This window comes from Corynebacterium suranareeae (genome assembly GCF_002355155.1).
In the GTDB taxonomy this organism is placed as follows: Bacteria; Actinomycetota; Actinomycetes; order Mycobacteriales; family Mycobacteriaceae; genus Corynebacterium; species Corynebacterium suranareeae.
In genome coordinates this window covers 1,744,976-1,765,716 of sequence record NZ_AP017369.1, presented here as the reverse complement: position 1 = coordinate 1,765,716, position 20,741 = coordinate 1,744,976, and the positions used below count along the sequence as shown (strand labels likewise).

16 protein-coding genes and 2 tRNA genes are annotated in these 20,741 nt (G+C 52.5%); 10 read left to right on the top strand and 8 right to left on the bottom strand.

What is annotated here, in order from left to right; genetic code table 11:
* Window positions 1-51: 51 nt before the first annotated feature.
* Window positions 52-2,871 (bottom strand): aconitate hydratase, encoded by a 2,820-nt coding sequence (can, locus tag N24_RS08290; RefSeq protein WP_197702384.1) that lies wholly within the window; start codon window positions 2,869-2,871, stop codon window positions 52-54.
* Between the two features lie 364 nt (window positions 2,872-3,235).
* On the opposite strand from can, the gene N24_RS08285 reads away from it, so the two are divergent.
* The 3 genes from N24_RS08285 (at window position 3,236) to N24_RS08275 (ending at window position 7,189) form a co-directional block, all read left to right on the top strand.
* The gene (locus N24_RS08285; RefSeq protein WP_096455975.1) at window positions 3,236-3,736 is read left to right on the top strand and encodes an Rv1476 family membrane protein; all 501 of its coding nucleotides are present in this window, start codon (window positions 3,236-3,238) and stop codon (window positions 3,734-3,736) included.
* Between the two features lie 499 nt (window positions 3,737-4,235).
* Window positions 4,236-6,002, top strand: a complete 1,767-nt coding sequence (locus N24_RS08280) for a DIP1281 family NlpC/P60 protein (RefSeq protein ID WP_167382067.1) — start codon at window positions 4,236-4,238, stop codon at window positions 6,000-6,002.
* A 74-nt stretch (window positions 6,003-6,076) separates the two neighbouring features.
* Window positions 6,077-7,189 (top strand): ferrochelatase, encoded by a 1,113-nt coding sequence (locus N24_RS08275; protein WP_096455973.1) that lies wholly within the window; start codon window positions 6,077-6,079, stop codon window positions 7,187-7,189.
* 242 nt (window positions 7,190-7,431) lie between these two features.
* Here N24_RS08275 and N24_RS16720 read toward each other — a convergent pair whose 3' ends face one another.
* Both N24_RS16720 and N24_RS08265 read right to left on the bottom strand, forming a co-directional pair.
* Entirely contained in the window at window positions 7,432-8,568 is a 1,137-nt protein-coding gene (locus tag N24_RS16720; protein ID WP_408607604.1) for an IS30 family transposase, read from the bottom strand.
* A 1,089-nt stretch (window positions 8,569-9,657) separates the two neighbouring features.
* The gene (locus N24_RS08265; RefSeq protein WP_096455971.1) at window positions 9,658-10,443 is read right to left on the bottom strand and encodes a hypothetical protein; all 786 of its coding nucleotides are present in this window, start codon (window positions 10,441-10,443) and stop codon (window positions 9,658-9,660) included.
* A gap of 45 nt (window positions 10,444-10,488) precedes the next feature.
* On the opposite strand from N24_RS08265, the gene N24_RS08260 reads away from it, so the two are divergent.
* From N24_RS08260 to N24_RS08250, 3 genes are all read left to right on the top strand, one after another.
* Window positions 10,489-11,334: a DUF3097 domain-containing protein gene (locus N24_RS08260; RefSeq protein ID WP_096455968.1), complete on the top strand. Its 846-nt coding sequence runs from the start codon at window positions 10,489-10,491 to the stop codon at window positions 11,332-11,334.
* 67 nt (window positions 11,335-11,401) lie between these two features.
* A complete protein-coding gene (locus tag N24_RS08255) occupies window positions 11,402-11,830 on the top strand; it encodes an NfeD family protein (protein WP_096455966.1) in 429 nt (142 codons plus the stop codon).
* Between the two features lie 26 nt (window positions 11,831-11,856).
* The gene (locus N24_RS08250; RefSeq protein ID WP_096455964.1) at window positions 11,857-13,161 is read left to right on the top strand and encodes an SPFH domain-containing protein; all 1,305 of its coding nucleotides are present in this window, start codon (window positions 11,857-11,859) and stop codon (window positions 13,159-13,161) included.
* Window positions 13,162-13,282: 121 nt separating this feature from the next.
* On the opposite strand, the gene N24_RS08245 is transcribed toward N24_RS08250, so the two are convergent.
* The 5 genes from N24_RS08245 to N24_RS08225 all read right to left on the bottom strand — a co-directional run bounded on the left by N24_RS08245 (window position 13,283) and on the right by N24_RS08225 (window position 15,908).
* Window positions 13,283-13,882 (bottom strand): MarR family transcriptional regulator, encoded by a 600-nt coding sequence (locus N24_RS08245; RefSeq protein ID WP_096455962.1) that lies wholly within the window; start codon window positions 13,880-13,882, stop codon window positions 13,283-13,285.
* Between the two features lie 82 nt (window positions 13,883-13,964).
* Window positions 13,965-14,729, bottom strand: a complete 765-nt coding sequence (locus tag N24_RS08240) for a TVP38/TMEM64 family protein (RefSeq protein WP_096459970.1) — start codon at window positions 14,727-14,729, stop codon at window positions 13,965-13,967.
* A 101-nt stretch (window positions 14,730-14,830) separates the two neighbouring features.
* Window positions 14,831-15,442 carry a GNAT family N-acetyltransferase gene (locus tag N24_RS08235; protein ID WP_096455960.1) on the bottom strand — a complete coding sequence of 204 codons (612 nt, stop codon included), beginning with the start codon at window positions 15,440-15,442 and terminating at the stop codon, window positions 14,831-14,833.
* A gap of 187 nt (window positions 15,443-15,629) precedes the next feature.
* A tRNA-Leu gene (locus tag N24_RS08230) sits at window positions 15,630-15,715 on the bottom strand.
* A gap of 107 nt (window positions 15,716-15,822) precedes the next feature.
* A tRNA-Leu gene (locus tag N24_RS08225) sits at window positions 15,823-15,908 on the bottom strand.
* 167 nt (window positions 15,909-16,075) lie between these two features.
* Here N24_RS08225 and N24_RS08220 point away from each other — a divergent pair.
* The 4 genes from N24_RS08220 (at window position 16,076) to N24_RS08205 (ending at window position 20,505) form a co-directional block, all read left to right on the top strand.
* Window positions 16,076-17,686: an ABC transporter transmembrane domain-containing protein gene (locus N24_RS08220; RefSeq protein WP_231910940.1), complete on the top strand. Its 1,611-nt coding sequence runs from the start codon at window positions 16,076-16,078 to the stop codon at window positions 17,684-17,686.
* Between the two features lie 63 nt (window positions 17,687-17,749).
* Entirely contained in the window at window positions 17,750-19,474 is a 1,725-nt protein-coding gene (locus tag N24_RS08215) for an ABC transporter ATP-binding protein (protein ID WP_231911072.1), read from the top strand.
* A 46-nt stretch (window positions 19,475-19,520) separates the two neighbouring features.
* Entirely contained in the window at window positions 19,521-20,054 is a 534-nt protein-coding gene (locus tag N24_RS08210) for a YbhB/YbcL family Raf kinase inhibitor-like protein (RefSeq protein WP_096455952.1), read from the top strand.
* Window positions 20,055-20,070: 16 nt separating this feature from the next.
* Window positions 20,071-20,505, top strand: a complete 435-nt coding sequence (locus N24_RS08205; RefSeq protein WP_096455950.1) for a hypothetical protein — start codon at window positions 20,071-20,073, stop codon at window positions 20,503-20,505.
* The last annotated feature ends 236 nt before the right edge of the window (window positions 20,506-20,741 follow it).

Here is a 20,741-nt window from a genome sequence, read left to right as displayed (position 1 = left end):
TGTTAGCTACTGACTTTTTGATGTGGGTTACCACATCAAAAAGGTCTCTAATTACTTAGAAGATGCAGCCATCTGACGCAGCACGTACTGCAGGATGCCACCGTGGCGGTAGTAGTCAGCCTCACCTGGGGTGTCGATGCGGACAACTGCGTCGAACTCGACAACGTTGCCGTCTTCCTTGGTTGCGGTGACCTTGACAGTCTTAGGAGTTTCGCCCTCGTTGAGAGCGGTTAGTCCGGTGATGTCGAAGGTCTCGGTGCCGTCAAGGCCCAGGGACTCGTGGGATTCGCCTGCAGGGAACTGCAGTGGGACAACGCCCATACCGATGAGGTTGGAGCGGTGAATACGCTCGAAGGACTCGGTAATAACTGCGCGAACTCCGAGCAGGTTGGTGCCCTTAGCTGCCCAGTCACGGGAAGAACCGGTGCCGTACTCCTTGCCACCCAGGACGACTAGCGGAATGCCAGCTTCCTTGTAGTTGACGGAAGCGTCGTAGATGAACGCCTGTGGAGCACCCTCCTGGGTGAAGTCGCGGGTGTAGCCACCTGCGATGTCAACCAGCTGGTTCTGGAGGCGGATGTTGGCGAAGGTGCCGCGCATCATGACCTCGTGGTTACCACGCCTGGAACCCAGGGAGTTGTAGTCGTGGCGTTCCACACCGTGTGCATCCAGGTACTGAGCTGCAGGGGTGCCTGGCTTAATGGAGGATGCAGGGGAGATGTGGTCGGTGGTGACGGAGTCGCCGAGCTTAGCCAGAACGCGTGCGCCCTGGATGTCGGTGACTGGCTCTGGCTCGACAGGCATGCCGTCGAAGTAAGGAGCTTTGCGGATGTAGGTGGAGTTTTCGTCCCACTCGAAGGTGTCACCGGTAGGAACGTCAAGTTCCTGCCACTGCTTGTCACCCTTGAAGACATCTGCGTAGTCAGCTTCGTAAAGCTCACGGGAGATAGCCTGCTGGATGGTGTCTTCGATTTCTTCGGTGGAAGGCCAGATGTCCTTCAAGAAGACGTCGTTGCCATCCTGGTCCTGTCCAAGTGCTTCGTTCTCGAAGTCGAAGTCCATGGTGCCAGCGATTGCGTATGCGATGACCATGATTGGGGATGCCAGGTAGTTCATCTTAACGTCAGGGGAGATACGTCCCTCGAAGTTACGGTTACCGGACAGAACTGCAGTTGCAGTCAGGTCGTGCTCGTTGATCGCTGCGGAGATTTCCTCTGGCAGTGGGCCGGAGTTACCAATACAGGTGGTGCAGCCGAAACCGGAAAGGTAGAAGCCCATGGCCTCAAGGTCCTTCCAGAGGTCTGCGCGCTGGTAGTAGCCATCGACAACCTGGGAACCTGGTGCACAGATGGTCTTAACCCAAGGCTTGGACTTCAGACCCTTTTCAGCTGCCTTACGTGCGATCAGGCCAGCGCCGATCATCACGGAAGGGTTGGAGGTGTTGGTGCAGGAGGTGATGGAAGCAATAGCAACCATGCCGTGGTCGATGGTGTACTCGCCACCCTGTGGGGAGGTAACGGTTACTGGGTTGGAAGGACGGCCTTCTGCGCCAGTAGCCAAGGACTCGCCGGAGCCTGCCCATGAAGCGTTGTAGTTGTCAGCCTCAATGTCGCCCTCAGGCTGTCCACCACCTTCATTGACCATGCGCTTTGCAGGGATGGAGTTGTCGGTGGACACTTCATCATTGGTGTAGGTTGGCAGGTCCTTGCGGAACTGCTCCTTAGCCTCGGACAGCAGGATGCGGTCCTGAGGGCGCTTAGGGCCAGCGATGGAAGGAACAACGGTGGACAGGTCGAGCTCGAGGTACTCGGAGTACTCAGCTTCAACGGTGTCCTCGTCGAGCCACATGCCCTGTGCCTTAGCGTAAGCCTCAACGAGAGCAACCTGCTCTTCTGGGCGGCCGGTCAGGCGCAGGTACTTGGTGGTCTCCTCGTCGATTGGGAACATCGCACAGGTGGAGCCGAACTCTGGGGACATGTTACCGATGGTTGCACGGTTAGCCAGTGGAACAGCCTTAACACCGGAGCCGTAGAACTCAACGAACTTCTGCACAACGCCGTGGTCACGCAGCATCTCGGTGATGGTCAACACAACGTCAGTTGCGGTCACACCAACAGGGATCTCGCCGGTGAGCTTAAAGCCAACAACGCGAGGGATCAGCATGGATACTGGCTGGCCGAGCATTGCTGCCTCAGCCTCAATGCCACCAACACCCCAGCCGAGGATGCCAAGGCCGTTTTCCATGGTGGTGTGGGAGTCAGTGCCAATGCAGGTATCTGGGTAAGCAAGGCCTTCGTTGTCGAAGACAACGCGAGCCAAGTACTCGATGTTTACCTGGTGAACGATACCGGTTCCTGGAGGAACAACGCGGAAATTGGAGAAGGACTCAGAACCCCAACGAAGGAACTGGTAACGCTCCTCGTTGCGCTCGTATTCGATCTCAACGTTCTTAGCCAATGCGTCTGGGCGGCCGAAAGCCTCCACGATGACGGAGTGGTCAATGACCATCTCGGCCGGGTTTAGTGGGTTAACGTCGTTAGGGTCTCCACCAAGTGCAGCAACTGCCTCGCGCATGGTTGCAAGGTCAACTACACAAGGGACACCGGTGAAGTCCTGCATGAGAACACGGGCTGGGGTGAACTGGATTTCGATGCTTGGATCAGACGATGCATCCCAGTTGGCGATAGCCTCAATGTGCTCGGTGGTGATGTTTGCGCCGTCTTCGGTACGCAGAAGGTTCTCTCCAAGAACCTTGAGGGAGTACGGCAGCTTCTCCATGCCAGGCACTGCGGAGAGGGCGTAGTAGTCATATGACTTGTCGCCAACCTTGAGGGTGCTCTTAGCATTGAAGGAGTTCTTGCTTTCAGTCACAGTGAGCTCCAATTCTAACTTTTTTAGGGTGAGATTTCGCGACGGCGTCTGCTTCGGCTGAGCCGGCGTGAGAAAAACATCGGATTCTCATTCCACATTTATGTGGAAAAGGACCCTACGTCTTTATTATCCTAACAGTACAAGCGTTCTGGTGGGAATCTTGGGGTTGATAGCGCGTCAATAACGTCATGAATTTTCCGCACTGCTACCGTGTTCAATGTCTGCAGGCAGCGGTTTTGTGAAATTTGCTCGAAATAGGTAGACGCGTAATGTGACTTTATATCACCCCCTTATTTACCCCCGCATTGTTTTAATCAAGTCGGTTCACGCTCGCCAGTGGGCCTGTTACCAGTGAAGGTTTTAGATGATTCCAGAAAATATAGACCTCAAACAGCTTGCTTCGGACCTTGATGAAGATGCTGTTGCTATGGGGCAGTACACGGGGGAGCAGTTTCCAACGTTGGAAAAGGATCTCATTAATACAGTCTCTGACGCTCAGGCTTTGGACTTTGGATCTCTAGGTGTCGTTGTTTTGGATGACACCCCTGTTCCCACATCCAATTTGAGGGATATTGCCCAAGAGTTGCTTAATGAAACTGATATAGACACCGTTATTGTCCGTGCGCCAGCATCTGCTGCAGTTGTCAGTGATGTACATTCTCGGGCATCGCTGGAGGCGGGCCAGCATGAACTGCTTAGTACTACTGACTATGTGCTTGGTACAGAACTTTTAGTCCGTGATGTAACGGAATCTGGGGTGGGCAATATTGAATGGGGTCAATCGTTAATTTGGGGCCTCGTGACCCTGCTGGTGGTGGTCGTTATTGTCGCCGCATCCGTGCGTCGAAAAGCGATATCAGTTTAAGTAAAGTCTCCACGCTTGACCTTAAAATATTAAGTGGATGGAGGTGAAAGCTCTTAAAAGTCCAATATCTGCGATCGCGCGACAACTGTGTGATTAATTTCACATAACTTGTTGCCGTTTCTATATATGCAGGCCAGAACATGCAAATCGTTGCACGTTCTGGCCTTTCGTTATGTAACTGATGTTAAAGATGTATCAAAAGTTATCTGCGTGACTTAATGTGCAGATATTGACTCACGAGTCGGTTCTTTAAACTTAAATAACTTTCGTAACACGAGTTATCAAGGGTTGCACCTTGAAACAACTGTTAATTTCGTTCAAACTGCAATTGAGCAAACGGGGAAGCTTGCTGCAGCGGTGGTTTGGATGACAGTTGAAGTAAAAGGGATTGGCTAGTGGTTTCCGCTACGGAACGCGGAGTCTTTGTGTGTTAGGTTCCTGGAGTTATCTAGTTCTGGAACTTGATACATGAAGGGTTTCGGATTGAACAGGAGATTATGTGGCCAATCTAGAATCAGTTCGCCCTGGGGTGCGGGCAGTACTTCGTCGTACCCATATCCAGGCTAAAGCGTTGATTGCGGTTGCAATAAGCGGCGCACTGCTTAGCTCTATGACTCCGGCAGTGGCGCAACCAGTGAATCCGGATGACGCAGCAATTGCACAGGCCGAAGACAATGTCACGGCGGGCGATGGGGAAGTCGCCCGCCTGGCAAGTTCACTATCAAGCACTGATGCAGAAATTAGCCGCGTTGAGTTGGAAATGGGAGCTCTGCGAGAGGAGGTAAACAAATCTCTCGTTGATCTCCACGATGCACAAGCTGTGGCGGAGAAGGCCCGTCAAGATGCCCGCGCTGCTAAGGAGGATCTCGATGATTCTCAAAGGCAGATCGAAGCTGCTCAGGAGCGTCTGAATGAGATTTCACGTGCAGCGTATCGTCAAAATGGAACCTCCAAAGGGTTGTCGGGAATCTCTGGCAACGGCAATTCCGATGATGCGCTAGATCGTCAGACCTACTTGCGAACTAACGCGGAAAAGCAGCGAGCAGCTGTGGAAGAGTTGGACCGTCTGCGGACGGAAAACGCCAACAAGGAATCTGCGTTGCGCCAGGCTCGCATCGTTGCCGAGCAGCGAGAGGCGGAAGCCGTCGAAAAGCAGCAACAGACCGAGGCTGCTATTGCCGCTAACAGCGAGCAACTCAATGCGCTGAACAACAACCGCACCACATTGGTGGCGCAGCGCGATGAAGCTGAGCGCAATTTAGCTATCGCCCGTGCGGAGGCGGAAAACCTTAAAGGCCAGCGCGCGGAATATGAAGAATTCCAAGCTGCGGAAGAAGCACGCATTCAGGCAGAAGCCGAAGCTGCAGCTGCAGCAGAGGAAAAGCGTCGTGCTGATGAAGCTGCGGCAGCAGCCGCCGCTGAAGCGGAGGCTGCTCGAGCTGAACAAGCTGCCCAGGCGGAAGCTAATGATCGTGCAGCAGCACAAGAACGCGCCGCGCAAGCCCAAGCCGCGGCTGAACAGGCTCAACGTGAGGCTGATGCACAAGCAGCTAATGATGCCCAAGCCCAAGCGATCCGTGACCAGGCACTAACTGCGGCGTCTATCGCTGCAGCTGCCTTGATTGCTGCAAGCCAAGCAGATCATGCAACGACCGAGAATCCTTACCCTACTGATGAAGATGCTGCACCAGCAGACATTGCAGATATTCAAGGGCCAACTCAATCTGAAGACACCACTTCGCAAGAAGATACTCAGCAGGACACTTCTAGTGAATCCAGTGATTCCAGCAGTGACTCACCTGAGACTGATTCCTCTGATTCCACTGAGGTTGTCTCTGGAGATCGTGCAGCCCAAATCGAAACCGTAATTGCACGCGCCATGAGCCAGCTGGGCGTCCAATATGCATGGGGCGGCGGAAACGCTAATGGTCCAACGTTGGGTATTCGTGATGGTGGCGTTGCTGATTCATATGGCGACTACAACAAGGTTGGCTTTGACTGCTCTGGCCTGACGCTTTATGCCTTTGCAGGTGTGGGAATTTCCCTTCCTCACTACACCGGATATCAGTACCAATACGGCACCAAGGTCTCCCCATCAGAAATGCAACGAGGAGATCTGATCTTCTACGGTCCTGGTGCATCGCAACACGTGGCAATTTATCTGGGTGATGGGCAGATGATTGAAGCTCCAAGCTCCGGTTCGGTAGTGAAGATTTCCCCAGTGAGATGGAGCGGAATGACTGAGAGCGTAGTGCGCCTCATTTAGTTTCCTCCTATGAATCTTGATGGGTTTCATGCGTTTTTTGGACAATATCAACCAAAAGTTGGTACTATCCTCGTATGAATGAACGCTCATCGGATGCATTTGACGCCCTCCTTGTGCTCTCCTTCGGTGGCCCCGAAGGGCATGAGGAGGTTCGTCCATTTTTGGAGAATGTCACTCGTGGGAGGGGGATCCCGCCAGAGCGTCTAGATGATGTGGCAGTTCATTACCATCACTTTGGCGGAGTAAGTCCGATCAATGGGTTAAACAGAGAAATCATCGCCAATGTGGAAAAAGAATTGGCATCTCGCGACCTCAAGCTTCCTGTTTACTTCGGAAACCGAAACTGGAAGCCATTTGATAACGAAGCCGCAGAACTCATGGCTGATGATGGTGTCAAAAACGCCTTGGTGCTGGCAACGTCCGCGTGGGGTGGATACTCCGGCTGCCAGCAGTACCAAGAAGACATCCAAGGCATGATCAAGCACCTTGAAGCACAAGGTCAGTCAATCACCTTTACCAAGCTGCGCCAGTTTTATGATCATCCACGTTTTGTGAGCACGATGGCACGTTTGGTTCAAGAATCTTATGCAAAGTTGCCTGATGATCTCCGCGACGAAGCTCGCCTGGTGTTTACCGCGCACTCAATCCCGCTATCTGCAGACAACGCTGCAGGAACCCCTGAAGATGGCGCCCTGTATTCAAAGCAGGTGAAAGAGGCATCAGCTTTAATTGCGGAAGCTGCCGGGGTGAAAGATTTTGATGTGGTGTGGCAGTCACGGTCTGGAAGCCCACACGTCCCTTGGCTGGAACCCGACATTGTTGATCATGCAGTAGAACTCCATGAAGAAGGTCAAAAAGCCCTCGTAGTCTGCCCTGTAGGCTTTATTTCCGACCACATGGAAGTCATCTGGGATCTGGACTCCGAACTCATGGAAGAAGCTGACAAACGTGGCATGGTGGTCGAACGCGTTGCCACGGTAGGCCCCACCGATGAATTTGCAGCACTCGTTGTGGATCTAGTTGAAGAAGCCGAACTCAAGCGCACCATCGAGCGCCTTGGAAAACTGCCCGCGCGAGGTAGCTCTGTCAACGGAGCTCCATGCGGCGAAGGATGCTGTGGCACTGCTAAGCATACAACCACTCGGGTTAATCCCAACGCCCGCTCAGCCACGCCAGCCACGAGCTAGAAGCGGAGTGGTTGGGGAGGGTTCTTAAAGGGTGACTTCTTAGCAGGTTACTTCCCTCGGCGATGGGCTGATTTCGTAGTGATGTCGCCTCTTAGGAAGTTGAGCACGTGAAGTCGCCTTATAGTGCTTGTGCAGCTTTGCCTTGGGGTTTTCTTTAAGTTCGAGATCACACTTTCGAGACCTCGCACTCAATTTCTTAACTGCGAGACCGCTAGGAAAATCACCAAAAACCGCGGGCGCTGTCATTGGGTGGTTGCGACAGTTAATACTTCATTCATTTTCTCATACGGCGTCATCGCGCCTAACACCAACCTCGGTGTGTCGTTGAGTTCATCTTGAACCCACGCGACATGCTCCGGGGTTACCTCACGGAAATCAGTGCCCTTTGGATAAAACCTCCGCCGGATCTCACCATTTGTATTCTCATTGGTCGGACGCTGCCACGGTGAATGAGGATCACAAAAATAAATCCCACATTCTGCAGGATCAATAACTTTACGAGCACTAGCCATTTCCGATCCCTGATCCCAAGTAATCGTGGAAAACTTCCCCGGCATCGACGCAATCATTTCCTGTAATGCACCAACAACCGTGGACGAGGCATGATCATCAGGTAAATGCTTTAACAACGTAAACCGACTTGATCGCTCCACCAGTGTCAACAACGCTGATTGACCCCCTGCACCGATCACTAAATCACCTTCCCAATGCCCTGGAACCCGACGATCATCAGCCTCAGGTGGGCGCGTGGTGATTTCTGCACCGACAACCCAGCCACGCCTATTGCGTAACCCAGCGATCTTGGACCGGGGGCGACGGGTTTTCCCACCACGGATTAACACCTTGTTGGTATTCATTTCGCGTTGGCGTAGTTCTTCTTCAATGATCTCACGCAAGCTACCACGTCCTTGGACATACAAACTTTGATAGATCGCCTCGTGGGAAATATGCATGCTCTTATCATCGGGATAGTCCAGAAGAAGGCGTTGTTCAACACGCTTCGGGGAAAAATATCGCAATAAATACTCCACCACCACATCCCGTAACCGGCCCGGGCGATCAAGTTTCCTTTCCTTTGGTCGTCGTGCTTGTTGCTGGGCGTGGTAGTGAGCGGTTTGTGGGTTATACACCAACTGCTTGATCTCTTGGGTGTCTGGATCTAGGTAGGTGGTGGATCCACGGTTGATTTCTCGTGCGATCACACTATGGTGACGGCCGAGTTTTGTCCCGATCTGCCGGGTGGATAACCTCTCTTTAATCCCTTGGGCGATCACCAGCCGATCGGTACTGCTTAATCGCACCCCGCGGCCTGTTTTTACTCGTGTATCAGGAACCAGACTGAAATCAGCAACAACGTGATCAGCAGTACGCGACGACACAGAATCATTAGAACAACATGATAAGTCAGGCACTTCTGTCGTTGTACACCGTGATTGCGTTGTCGTGGTGGTAGGTGCGGGTGTGTCGCTGCATCTGTGATTACCTTCTCCTTTCTTACCTGGTGGTGTGGGGGTATCGGTTGCTTCTTCGCGGCGTTTGATCGCGGTGTAGATCGTTGACGGGTGAAGCCCAAGTTCCTTGGCCACAGTAACCACTCGTTCACCACGGTTGACCCGAGTAACGGCTTCTGTCGTGGCAGGGCGTTCCGTGGTGTTAGGGATATGCCGATTGGTTTGTGGGTTCAGGACGCGGTGGGGTGCGTTTTTCCCGACCGGTAGGTTGTGGCGTTTAAGCGCTAGGTAGATCGTGGATGGGTGGATTCCTAGTTCTTTCGCTACGTTTTTGACTCGTTCACCGCGTTTGACCCTCGCGACTGCTTCTGTGGTTGTGGGGTGTTCGGTGTTTTTCGGGATGTGCCGATTGGTTTGTGGGTTCAGGACGCGGTGGGGTGCGGTCTTGTCCACGGGCAGGCCGTGGCGCTTGAGCGCTAGGTAGATCGTGGATGGGTGGATTCCAAGATCTAGTGCTACGTCTTTTACTCGCTGCCCGTCGGCTACTCGGCGGACCGCCTCCTGGGTTGTGGGTTGTTCTCTGCTGGTCATTGGTGGACACTCCTTTAGGAAGAGGGTGTCGCAACCACCACCTGATATCGCCGCGGGAAATTGAGCTTAAGAAATTGAGTTCAAGGTATTGAGCTTGAGAACTCGACACCGTGAAATCGAACTTAAGAAACCACTACGGGCATGAGGTGTTTACAGCTTGTTTAAGGGCTCTAAGTTTTCGGATGAGTGTTTGTATCGTCTGCAGACCAAAAAGCCGTTAGGCGCGATTCTGTGAGGTCACTTTTCCTAGCCTCTTTGAGCTGTTTTCTACCCCACTTCACCTGGTGACCAAAAACGCGCGAGGAAATGCAGTTCTTGGTCAAATACGCCCGTATCAAGGACAGTAAATTTCATCTGCTAACCAAGAATCCCTTGTTTTGCCTATGGATTTGGTCGAAAATGACGGTTTCTAGGTACCGCCCAGGGCTAGGAGTGATAGTCCCGCGCGAATTCGGCTAGCGCATAACTAACGCCAGCCATCCGTGCGGTGCGGATATGGCTCCATAGGGAAATCAGTTGGGGATCCAGACTGTGATCCCCAATGATTTCTTGCACGGTTTCTGCAATCGCGGCCACGCGGTCAGCGCGGGCAAACAGCTTTGCGGACCGCTCAGGAACGGCGTAGGGAAGGCCGGGGGTGTCGTAAAAATCGGACAACATGCCCACAGTTAGTCGTGGATTCTTCAAGGAATTTGGCGCTAGTGAAGCATATGCACTTGACTCAATGATGCGCGCTGCTTGGTCTGTGGCCTGCCGAAGCAATTGATCCGCCTCACCGGGCGAAGTCACGGTCATCGCCGGCATGAATCCTTCTACCTCCACAAGATCCCAGGTCGTGGCATCTTTTCCGCGCGCGGGAATCAACGCCCAAGCAGATTGCTTATCGACGCCACCGACCACCAACGCACCCTCCTTCGAAGCGGAGGCCAACGTCGCAGCGCGTGAACCTGCCGGCAAAGCCGGCACCTGGCCGGGGCCACTGAGTGCGAGGGTTAAAATGGGGCCGTCGAAGGGGGCGTCGATAAGCGTTGCAGTTAATTCTTTAATCGTGCGCAATAGATCGAGCAAACCACCGTCGCCGAAAACATGGGGGCCGCCTAAATCGACGAACGCGTCAATGACGTCTTCGGTTTCAACAAGATCATAAAGCCACGCACCCAACCACACCGCGGTGTTTTGAAGTGGTGAATAAACATTTGCGCGAATTTCCATAGTGTTAGCAAAGTGTAGTGCAGTGTTTTACTAAGGTGGTGAAGCATGAGTTTTTCTGATCCTTATGCCGGAGATATCTTGGGTGGGCACGCCCGCAACAAACAGCCTGAGTATCCCGATGTCCCGGCGAAACCTGGCCTCGTTGTAGAAGTTCGTGGAGATGGCTTTGTTGGTGCGGTCACGGGATTTGAGCGCACCTATGATGGCGATTTCGTGCGCTTGGAGGATCGTCGTGGCCGCGAGGCGCTGTATAAGCTGCGCAAAGGTGCATTTATGATCGATGGCCAAATAGTCAATCTCACCCGTTTTGTGGAAAAGCAGGCGCCTCGGAAATCTAACTCTGGTTCGAGGCGTGTAGAAAATGTGCAGGCGAAAGTTGCAGCTCCTTCCCGGATTTGGGTTGAGGGAATTCATGATGCAGCCATTGTGGAAAAAGTGTGGGGGCATGATCTTCGGGTTGAAGGCGTCGTTGTGGAATACCTTGAAGGCCTCGATAACTTAGAAGAACGACTTGCTGAATTTCAGCCCGGACCTGGACGACGCATCGGAGTGCTCGCAGATCACTTGGTTGAAGGTTCTAAAGAAACTCGCATGACGCAATCTTTACCTGCTGATGTAGCGGTCACCGGACACCCATATATCGACATTTGGGCAGCTGTGAAACCAGAACGCTTAGGGCTTAAAGCATGGCCCGAGGTGCCATATGGTGAGGATTGGAAGACCGGAATTTGCAAACGTGTAGGCTGGTCAGACCCTCAAGAAGGGTGGCACCGCGTCTACTCAGCAGTAAACTCGTTCCGCGACTTGGACTACACCTTGATCGGTGCTGTGGAACGCTTGGTGGATTTTGTGACCAATCACGATCTAAGCAAGGAAGACGTCCTGGCCTAGGCAAGGTCGAGGGGTAAGTTGACAGTAAATCCTGCCTCGTTGGGGCAAATTATGTAGGGTGGCCTGCGTGGGAGCAATAATTTGGTTTATCGGCGCATTGGTTCTCGCTGGCCTTGAATTGGCAGTGGGAGAGTTCACGTTATTGATGCTCGGCGGAGCCGCGTTGGCAACTGCGGGTGTATCACTCATCGGTGTGCCGGTGTGGGCTGAATTTGTCACCTTTGCAGTCTCCGCCGCAGCGTTACTGCTATTAGTGAGGCCTGCCATTAGAAAACGGATGCTCAAGCCACAAGTGCTGGATGCCTCGCCTCGTGCCCTAGTAGGTCATCGCGCCGAAGTACTTGAAGAAGTCGGCGCGACCGGCGGACAGGTACGCCTTGATGGATCTATTTGGTCAGCTAGAAGTATGGATCCAGCACATACATTCGCGGAAGGTGAAATTGTCAGTGTCATCGACATCCAAGGCACCACCGCGATTGTTTGGAAAGAAACATAACAATCCCAATATAAACTGGAGTAACGATGACAGGACTGATCCTCGCCATAGTTTTCCTGGTCTTCGTCGCCGTCGTGGTGATCAAGTCCATAGCCCTGATTCCTCAGGGTGAAGCCGCTGTAATTGAACGCCTAGGTAGTTACACTCGAACCGTTTCTGGTGGCTTAACCTTGCTGGTCCCGTTTGTGGACCGAGTCCGTGCCAAGATTGATACCCGTGAACGCGTGGTTTCCTTCCCACCTCAGGCTGTAATCACCCAAGATAACCTGACTGTGGCCATCGATATTGTGGTGACCTTCCAGATCAACGAACCTGAGCGAGCCATCTACGGCGTGGACAACTACATCGTAGGTGTGGAACAGATTTCCGTTGCAACTTTGCGTGACGTTGTCGGTGGCATGACACTGGAAGAAACCTTGACTTCCCGCGAAGTTATTAACCGTCGTCTACGCGGTGAACTTGATGCAGCTACCACCAAATGGGGTTTGCGCATCAGCCGCGTGGAACTAAAAGCCATTGATCCGCCGCCATCCATCCAGCAGTCGATGGAAAAGCAGATGAAGGCTGACCGTGAAAAGCGCGCCACCATCTTGACGGCCGAAGGTCAACGCGAAGCTGATATTAAAACTGCCGAAGGTGAAAAGCAGGCCAAGATCCTTCAAGCCGAAGGTGAAAAGCATGCGGCTATTTTGAATGCTGAAGCTGAACGCCAAGCAATGATCCTGCGCGCTGAAGGTGAACGAGCCGCTCGCTATCTGCAGGCACAAGGTGAAGCTCGAGCAATCCAAAAGGTCAATGCGGCAATCAAGTCTGCTAAGTTGACTCCTGAGGTTCTGGCCTACCAATACCTAGAAAAGCTACCTAAAATCGCAGAGGGCAATGCCTCCAAGATGTGGGTAATTCCAAGCCAGTTCTCGGATTCACTAGAAGGCTTTGCCAAACAATTCGGTGCGAAAGACTCTGAAGGAGTGTTCCGCTACGAGCCAAACACAGTGGACGAAGAAACCCGCGATATCGCAAACGCAGATAACGTTGATGATTGGTTCTCCACCGAATCTGATCCTGAGATCGCTGCAGCTGTTGCCGCCGCTAACGCGGTAGCTAACAAACCTGTTGATCCAGATCCAGCGGAATTGCTCACCCCGAAACCATCACGACGTGTTGAGCCCGAAGCTGTCCTTGATGCCCTGCAAAATGGGAACTCCACACAGCCAGAAGTTGAGGCAGCTCCACCATCAGCAAACTATGCTCAAAGTTTCCCTGAGCCACAGCAGGCTACTGACCCAGAAGAGACCACAGGAAAGCACCGGGAAGATCCTTATCAAAATTAGGGGGAATTAAGTAAAGGCTATCGTCTGGAAACCTAAGTTTTTCCAGGTGATAGCCTTTATTTTGTTTTGGGTCTAAGTCGGAGTGCCTTGAATGGCTGCTCTGGTTTTGGCTCTCGGGGAGTTAGCGTTTACCTGCATGCTCGATGAGATTTACAGCAAGCTGCCACCCAGCAGACTCTGCTTGCCATCCTGCAGCTTGCAAACGCTGTGACATTGCCTGCTTAGAAATTCCAAGCTCCTGGGCAGCCTCATTTTGGTTAAGGCCCGAGCGCACAAGAGATGTTGCTTCTCTGCCTTCCTGGGTTCGTTTGGACAGAACCTGCCCGATCAAAGTAAAAGCCGCAGAGATATTAAAGGCATGAGCATTGTCTCGCTTCATTCCGGCGATTCTTACCTTGACGGTGCCAGCTTTGGCAGTGGGGCGAAGCGCATCCGAAGCAGCTTTCTTGGCTTGTTCGATGCGGGCCTCGTCGGCTTCATCAAGTTCTGCATCTGTCGAGGGGACCACGCCCATGCCGATTGCCCAATCCCCAGCAGCAAGAAGTGCCATCACGACATCGCACGTAGTAACAGGGGAGGTGATGTGTGCTCGGATTTCTTCAACACCAATGAGCTCAAATTGGCCAGCGCCTTCCAACGTGGACAAAGCTTCTGCAAATCTCTTAACCAACTCGGCTCTTCTTGTATCGCGGCCGCGGTATCTGGCATGCAGTGCCCACATGGGTGGCTGCCCCCTTTATCATGTTGAATTCGCCCTGATGGCAAAGGTTTAAAGAATCTCCTCCAACTCTACCTCATTATGTCTACTTTCCAGGCTTGACTGGCATCTTTTGGTCTAAAAAAATGCCAAAAACACCTAAAACAGCTAAAAATACGGAAAAGGCCACGGCAGTCCAGTTTCCCGAACCAGTCACAGCATCTCCTAAAACCGCAGTGACGATGGTGCCCGGAGCAGAGCCAATGAGCGTAGCAACCGCAAAAGATAACACCGGAACACTGGTTAGTGCTGCAACATAATTAAGGATCGAAAAGGGAACCGCAGCAATCATCCGAAGCGATGTAATAGCCAACCAGCCCCGGTGTTCAAGCCTGGTGTTGATCCGTGAAACTGCCGGGTGCGTTAATCGTGGTGCCATCCAGTCACCAAGAAGACGTCGAACGATCACCAGAGAAATCACCGCAGAAAGGGTGGTAGATCCCAAGGCCACGATGGAACCTACGATCGGCCCAAATAGAATTCCCGAGGCTAATGTGAGGAAGGTCCGCGGGATAGGGAATTGGGTAACCAGAATATAGAAAGCACAAAACAACAGGATGAAAGCATCACCAGCATTGTGACCCCATTCGCGGTACACCGAGACCGGTGGCACATCTACTAGAAATGTAACCGCCAAAATGACAATGAGCGCTAATGAGACGAGAACCTTCTTGGTGAGACTCCAATGCAGGATGCTAGAAACCGCATCTTTAAAAAGGGAACTAAAAAAGTGAAAGATGGTTGCGATTGGTGTGTTGAGTCTTCCTGCTAATTCTGCTGGATTATCCTCGTTCTCACCTTTTTTATGCACAGAAATACCATACAGCTGTATCCCCGTGATCAAAATTTTCTCCACCGCAAGGGCAGACCACTTCACACCGGGGATTGTTCGGAGTATTCGTTGGGGCAACTTTAGGAAGCCGGCATGACTGGTGGTTTCCACATCGCTAATTCTGGGATCCCTTCATCGTCGGAAGGAATGTAGCCCATGGGAACAAAACCTAAGCGATTGTACAGCTGGGCAACTCGAGTTGACGTTGCTTCTAGATAGATTGCCTCATCACCGGCGCGATCAATGCCATGTTTAAGTAATGCGCTTCCTACACCAGTTCCTTGTGCAGACTTGGATGCTGCCAGAGTGTAGAGGTACCAATGGGGGAATTTGGGATGAAAGCGAGCTGAGTTTAAATCTGTCCAAATGACTTGTGCTGCTTTAATTCCGAAAATGGAAACTAGACGGGGAAGCATCGCTGCTTGATCTTTAGCACCGTGTTTTCCATCGGGTCGATCCCACAGGGCGACGCCCACGATGTCGCCTTCGGTGTTTCGAGCGACATCAATATCGCCGGCTTGTGCATATTGTTTTTCAATTTGGAGTTCAAAAAGTGCCCGTAGTTTTGCTGAGCCTGGGTCTGGTTGTGGGATCCACCGCAGGAATGCCGGATCGTTGGCAAATGCTTCAACCAAGATTCCGATGATTGCTTGGTAGTCAGCTTGTCGGGCGGGGGATACGGTGGGACTCATAGCGTCCATAGTAGCGATCAAAAGAATTGGGATCAGGCAGGATAGACCGGGAGCGTTTTTCAAGAACCTGTGTACATAAGACCACAAGATATTGGCAAAATGGGGGCCAAAATCCGGAAATCTTGTGGTCTTATGTACACACGGATGAACAAAAACCACCCTTCCTAAGAAGGGTGGTTCCATATCGTGCCCGGAGGGGGACTTGAACCCCCACGTCCGTTAATAGGACACTAGCACCTCAAGCTAGCGCGTCTGCCATTCCGCCACCCGGGCTGGGTGTGTGAGTGAATATCCAAATCTAGATTTAGATACAAGGCATAAGGTAAGACCCTGGACTTTAAAGTTAAGTTCAGAGTCTTAAATACTGTCTCAACACAGTGTGCCCGGAGGGGGACTTGAACCCCCACGTCCGTTAATAGGACACTAGCACCTCAAGCTAGCGCGTCTGCCATTCCGCCACCCGGGCTGGGTGTTTTAAGGGCATATTGCCCTTGGCACGAAATAAACAATAGCCCGAGTCTTTAAAGGAACACAAATCTGCAGGTCACTAACCAGAAAGCCGAATAGTTCCTTACGAGGTTACTTACAAAACTGTAAGTACAAACAACATTAGGCTGCGGTAATGTTTGCGCCATGACGAATGAATTTCCCAGGATGCGCACATGGTCCTGGTTTGTTCCGGAATCTTCTAAAGAGGGCACACCCTTGCTTCCTAAATTGGAGGGTTCCACACCTGTTAAGGGCGCGTGGGCGCTGTTATGGGCTTTTCCTGGTGCTACGTGGTTGTTGATCGTGGGCATGCTTGTTTCCAGCATGCTTGGTGCTGTGACGTCGTTGGTGGTTGGACGGGGCACTGAGTGGGCTTTTGGGTCTGGTGAATTGCTGCCAGTGCTTGTGGTGTCAGTGGCTCTTGCTGTGTTGTTGTGGGTAATTTATGTCTTGGAAGGAACCTCGGATGCGTTGACTGATCTTTCTAGTGCGCGGGTGGTGCATAGTTTGCGCTTGGAGCTTTCTGGAAAGTTGGTTTCTACGCCGCGCAATTCACTGACTCCAGGTGAGGTCTTAAATACTGTTGATCAGGATTCTGTTCAGGTCGGTGGGTTGAAGCAGATTCTTAATTTTCCGGTGATGATGGTGGGCTATTTGTTGGGTTCTACGTTTTCTATTGCTCCTATTTCGCCGTTGATTGCAGGGTTGTTGGTGGTTGGGGGAGTATGCACTGCGTTGGCATCGTATTTCACGGCTACTCCTTTAACTAAGATTTCTGCGCACAGGCGTGAAGCTGAGGCTAAATCGATATCTTTGGCTACTGATGTGGCGCAGGGATCCAGGGTGGTGAAGGGGTTGGGTGCGGTTGCTCAAACGGAAGAGCGCTTTGGTGCTGCTGCGGATGCTGCGCTGAAGATCATGCTGAGGGAAGTTCGTTTGCAGTCGTTGTTGACGTTTGTCCGCCAGATTGTCCCTGCCGCGTTTTCTGTTGGGTTGCTGTCATATGCTGCGATGTTGGCGTTTAATGGGGAAATCTCTGGTGGTGAAATGATTTCCGTAACGTTGTTGGTTCCTCCGTCGCTGACGGTGTTGGGGGTGTCGTTGGGGATGATGACGGAGATTTGGGCGAGGGGACAGGCGTCGACAACTCGGGTGCAAAAATTGGTCACTGATTTGGATAAGTCCGTAGTGCAGCCTCGTACGGAGCATCCTGCGCGGGAGTTTAAAGCTGGGATTACAGTGTGGAATCCTTTGACTGCGCAGGACCGAGAGGTTATTGACCATGAGTTGGAAGCATTGCAATCCAGGGATGATGTGATCATCGCACCGCACAGGGTGAGTGTTTTTGAAGGTGTGCTTGAGGATAATTTGAATCCTTTGGGCACGGTTTCTCCCGATATGCTTCGTGCTGCTTTGCAGGCTGCCAGTTGTGAAGACATCATTAGCCGACTAAATGCTAACCTCAACACCCCAGGAGAATTCACGCTTCCGGAGACCTTGATCGGTGAGGCCGGATTGAACTTGTCTGGTGGTCAGCGCCAGCGAATTGCCTTAGCCAGGTTCTTGGCCGCCGATCCTGAGGTGTTGATTTTGGATGAGCCCACCACCGGGTTGGATACTGTGACGCTGGATGAAGTGGCACATCGCGTCGAAAAGCTTCGCCGTGGCCGGAAAACCGTCGTGATTACTTCGAACCCTACGTGGCACGGCGTGGCAAATCAGATGCAATCTGATTTTTCGGAAGGTGTGAGCTAGATGCGTGTGGCGGATGCGTTGCAGCCTGCCGGGTTGGCGGAGTCGTGGCGGGAGCTAAAAACCATGCCATCGCGTCCACGGCCGTGGTGGTATGTGAGTTTCTTTGCAATCAGCATAATTACTGTGGTCGCTATGGTTGGGACTTCTAACCTGCTGGGCTATTCCGTTGATCTGATCAATGGGCAGTCGTTGCCGCTGATTGGTTCAGGATCGCAGGCAATGGCCTGGCTGCTTGGCTTGGTTGGGGCAGGTATTTTGGCGGAAACCGCTGGCCGCGCGCTGCTGCAATTGGTGATCAACACCTTGGCACGTCGACTGTCGGTTGATCTGCGTAAAGCTGCGCTGTCTTCGGCGTTGCGCGCGCCGGTTCCTGATGTGATGGAGCTTGGTACTGGCAATGTGATTAGCCGGCTGACCCAAGATATTGATAATACGGTGCGCATTGTCAGCATGGTGGGTGTGCGTTTGGTGATCACGATCTTGATTTTGCCCAGTTCGTTGATTGCGTTGATCACCATTCATTGGTCTTTCGTGGTGCTTTTCGTCCTTGTTGTCCTTTTGCTTATTCCAAGTGGGAGAAAGACAGTACGGGCGATTCCTTCGGCTACCAATATTGTGTCTAGTACGGAGGCGCGTCGAAACAATCTGCTTCTCGATACGATCCGCGGCATTGACACTTTGCGTGTGCTCAAGCTTGGTGCGTGGGGTGTGCAGCGAATGCGCCAGGCATCGTGGACGGCGGTGCAGGCAACAGCTGATCGTGCGCCGATTTTTACCCGCCTTTTAGCGCTGGGTTCGATTGCCTATGGGTTGCTTTTAATCGGCGTGTTTGGGCTGAGTGCTTTGTGGGTTGCTCGGGATGCCATGAGCATTGGTGCAGCAACAGCTGCGGTTTTCGTTGTCGTGCGCATGGAAGTTCACGTGTTTAACGTGCTGTTTTTCGCCTCTGAGATCCAAAGTGCGTCAACCTCCCTCGGTCGTGCGGTTGCCCTTGCGCAGATGGCGCGTCGCACGGGGCTTTTGTCTGAGCCTGCTGATTGTGTCGGTGCGCCTTCTGTAACGGTGCGCGATGTGACCTTCAAATATCCTGGTGGCGTCGCAATCTTGGAGGATTTCAATTTGGTGCTGGAAGCTGGCACAACAACCGCGCTAGTGGGTACTTCTGGTGCGGGGAAATCAACACTTGCTGGAGTTATTGCGGGCCTGCAACGCCCGGATTCAGGATCCGTTTTGATCGGGGAAATCAACACCGCCACGGTTTCCGATACCTGGACCACCCGCCAAGTTGCCCTCATTAGCCAGGAGGTCCACCTTTTTGCCGGCACGCTGGCTGAGGACCTGCGAATGGCAGATGCACACGCCTCAGACGCGCAGCTTTACGCCGCGCTTGAGGTTGTAGGGCTTGGGCAAAATACAAGCGCTTTTCGACGCTTCTTTCCATCCGGCTTAGACACCCACATTGGAGCAGGCGCAGAAGAACTCACACCTGAAATCCAACAGCAAATCTCACTTGCCCGCATTGTACTTCGGGATCCACCCGTGCTGATTATGGATGAAGCCACCAGTGAAGCCGGCAGCGACAACGCGCGCATGTTGGAAAAAGCCGCCACGGAAATATCGCATAACCGCACCACCTTGGTTGTTGCACACCGCCTTGATCAAGCGGTGGTCGCTGATCGAATAATCGTGATGGAACAAGGACGCATCATCGAAGACGGCACCCACCAGGAATTACTTAACGTAGATGGCCGATACGCGCAGCTGTATCAACGATGGAGTGCGCAATAGTTCCAATTCGCCACAAAAGATAGTGAATTGGGGTAGAAACGAAGGCATGAGCACTTACCAAGATGATCGTTTCCCCGGCCCTGATCCTTACGCACCACTTGGTGATAAACCAAGCTTCCCTCTTAGTTCCACCGATTTGGACAACGGCGCAAAGCTTTCCGAAGACCAACTCGGTGGCACCGATATTTCCCCGCAGCTTTCCTGGTCAGATCTCCCAGAAGGCACTAAGTCCCTTGCGATCACCTGCCTCGACCCAGACGCCCCAACCGGCGCTGGTTTCTGGCACTGGGCAGTGTTCAACATCCCAGCAACTGTTACTGAGATCCCCACCGGTGCTGGCGATGAAACCTTAGGTGGCATCGACGGAGTTATTTCCCTCAAGGGCGATTCTGGCAAGCGTGGCTTCTACGGAGCTCAACCACCAGAGGGACATGGACCTCACCGCTATCTCTTTGCCGTCCACGCCCTAGATGTAGAGAAACTAGATATCTCCCCCGACGCTACCCCCACCGTTCTGGGCTTCAACCTTTATTTCCACACTCTTGGCAGGTCGATTGTGTGGGGTTGGTACGAGAACTAGTAGGGTATGTCACATTATGAGTTCAGCATCTGGAAGATCATTAAAAAAGCTCACAAGCCTTGAAGGCCGCGCTACCTGGCGCAGTGTGCCGGCGGGTATTCGCATTGGCGGTGCCTTTGTAGCTTTAGGCTTGGTGTTGTTAGTTTTTGCAGCGATTGAGCTGTTTACCTCCGGAATGCTGAAAACCTTTGCCATTACCCCAGGTTTTTTGATGATCCTCGTCGCGGCGATCATCCTCGGCGCCTTTGCCACTACAAGTAAGTACGAGCCGAGCTCAAAAACTCAGATTATTTCTTTGAGCATTGCGGTAGTTTTGGTGATCGCCAGCAGGCTGCTTCCTAGCGTTGAGCTTTATGTAGTAGAGCAATTCTGGCTGAGCGCGTGGGGAGTAGCCGCATTACTGTGCGGCTTAATCATTCGTCGTTCACAGTTACCTAAATCCACAAAGTAGGAACTGATCAAAGGGCTCAACGGTTTTGTTCGTTGGGCCCTTTAAATAGTTCACCCGGTATGGGTATGTACTACAGGGTGTAAGTCCCTGGGAGTGACGGTGGTTTAACTTCGTAGCTGATGGCAACTGCAGCATCGTGAGGTGTTGTGGGGAGGAAGTTTCAAGCAAATATCTGCGACCTAAGGAATATGAATCACATATAAGGCCTGGTTGTTGGGGCAAGGCGGCAAAAGACG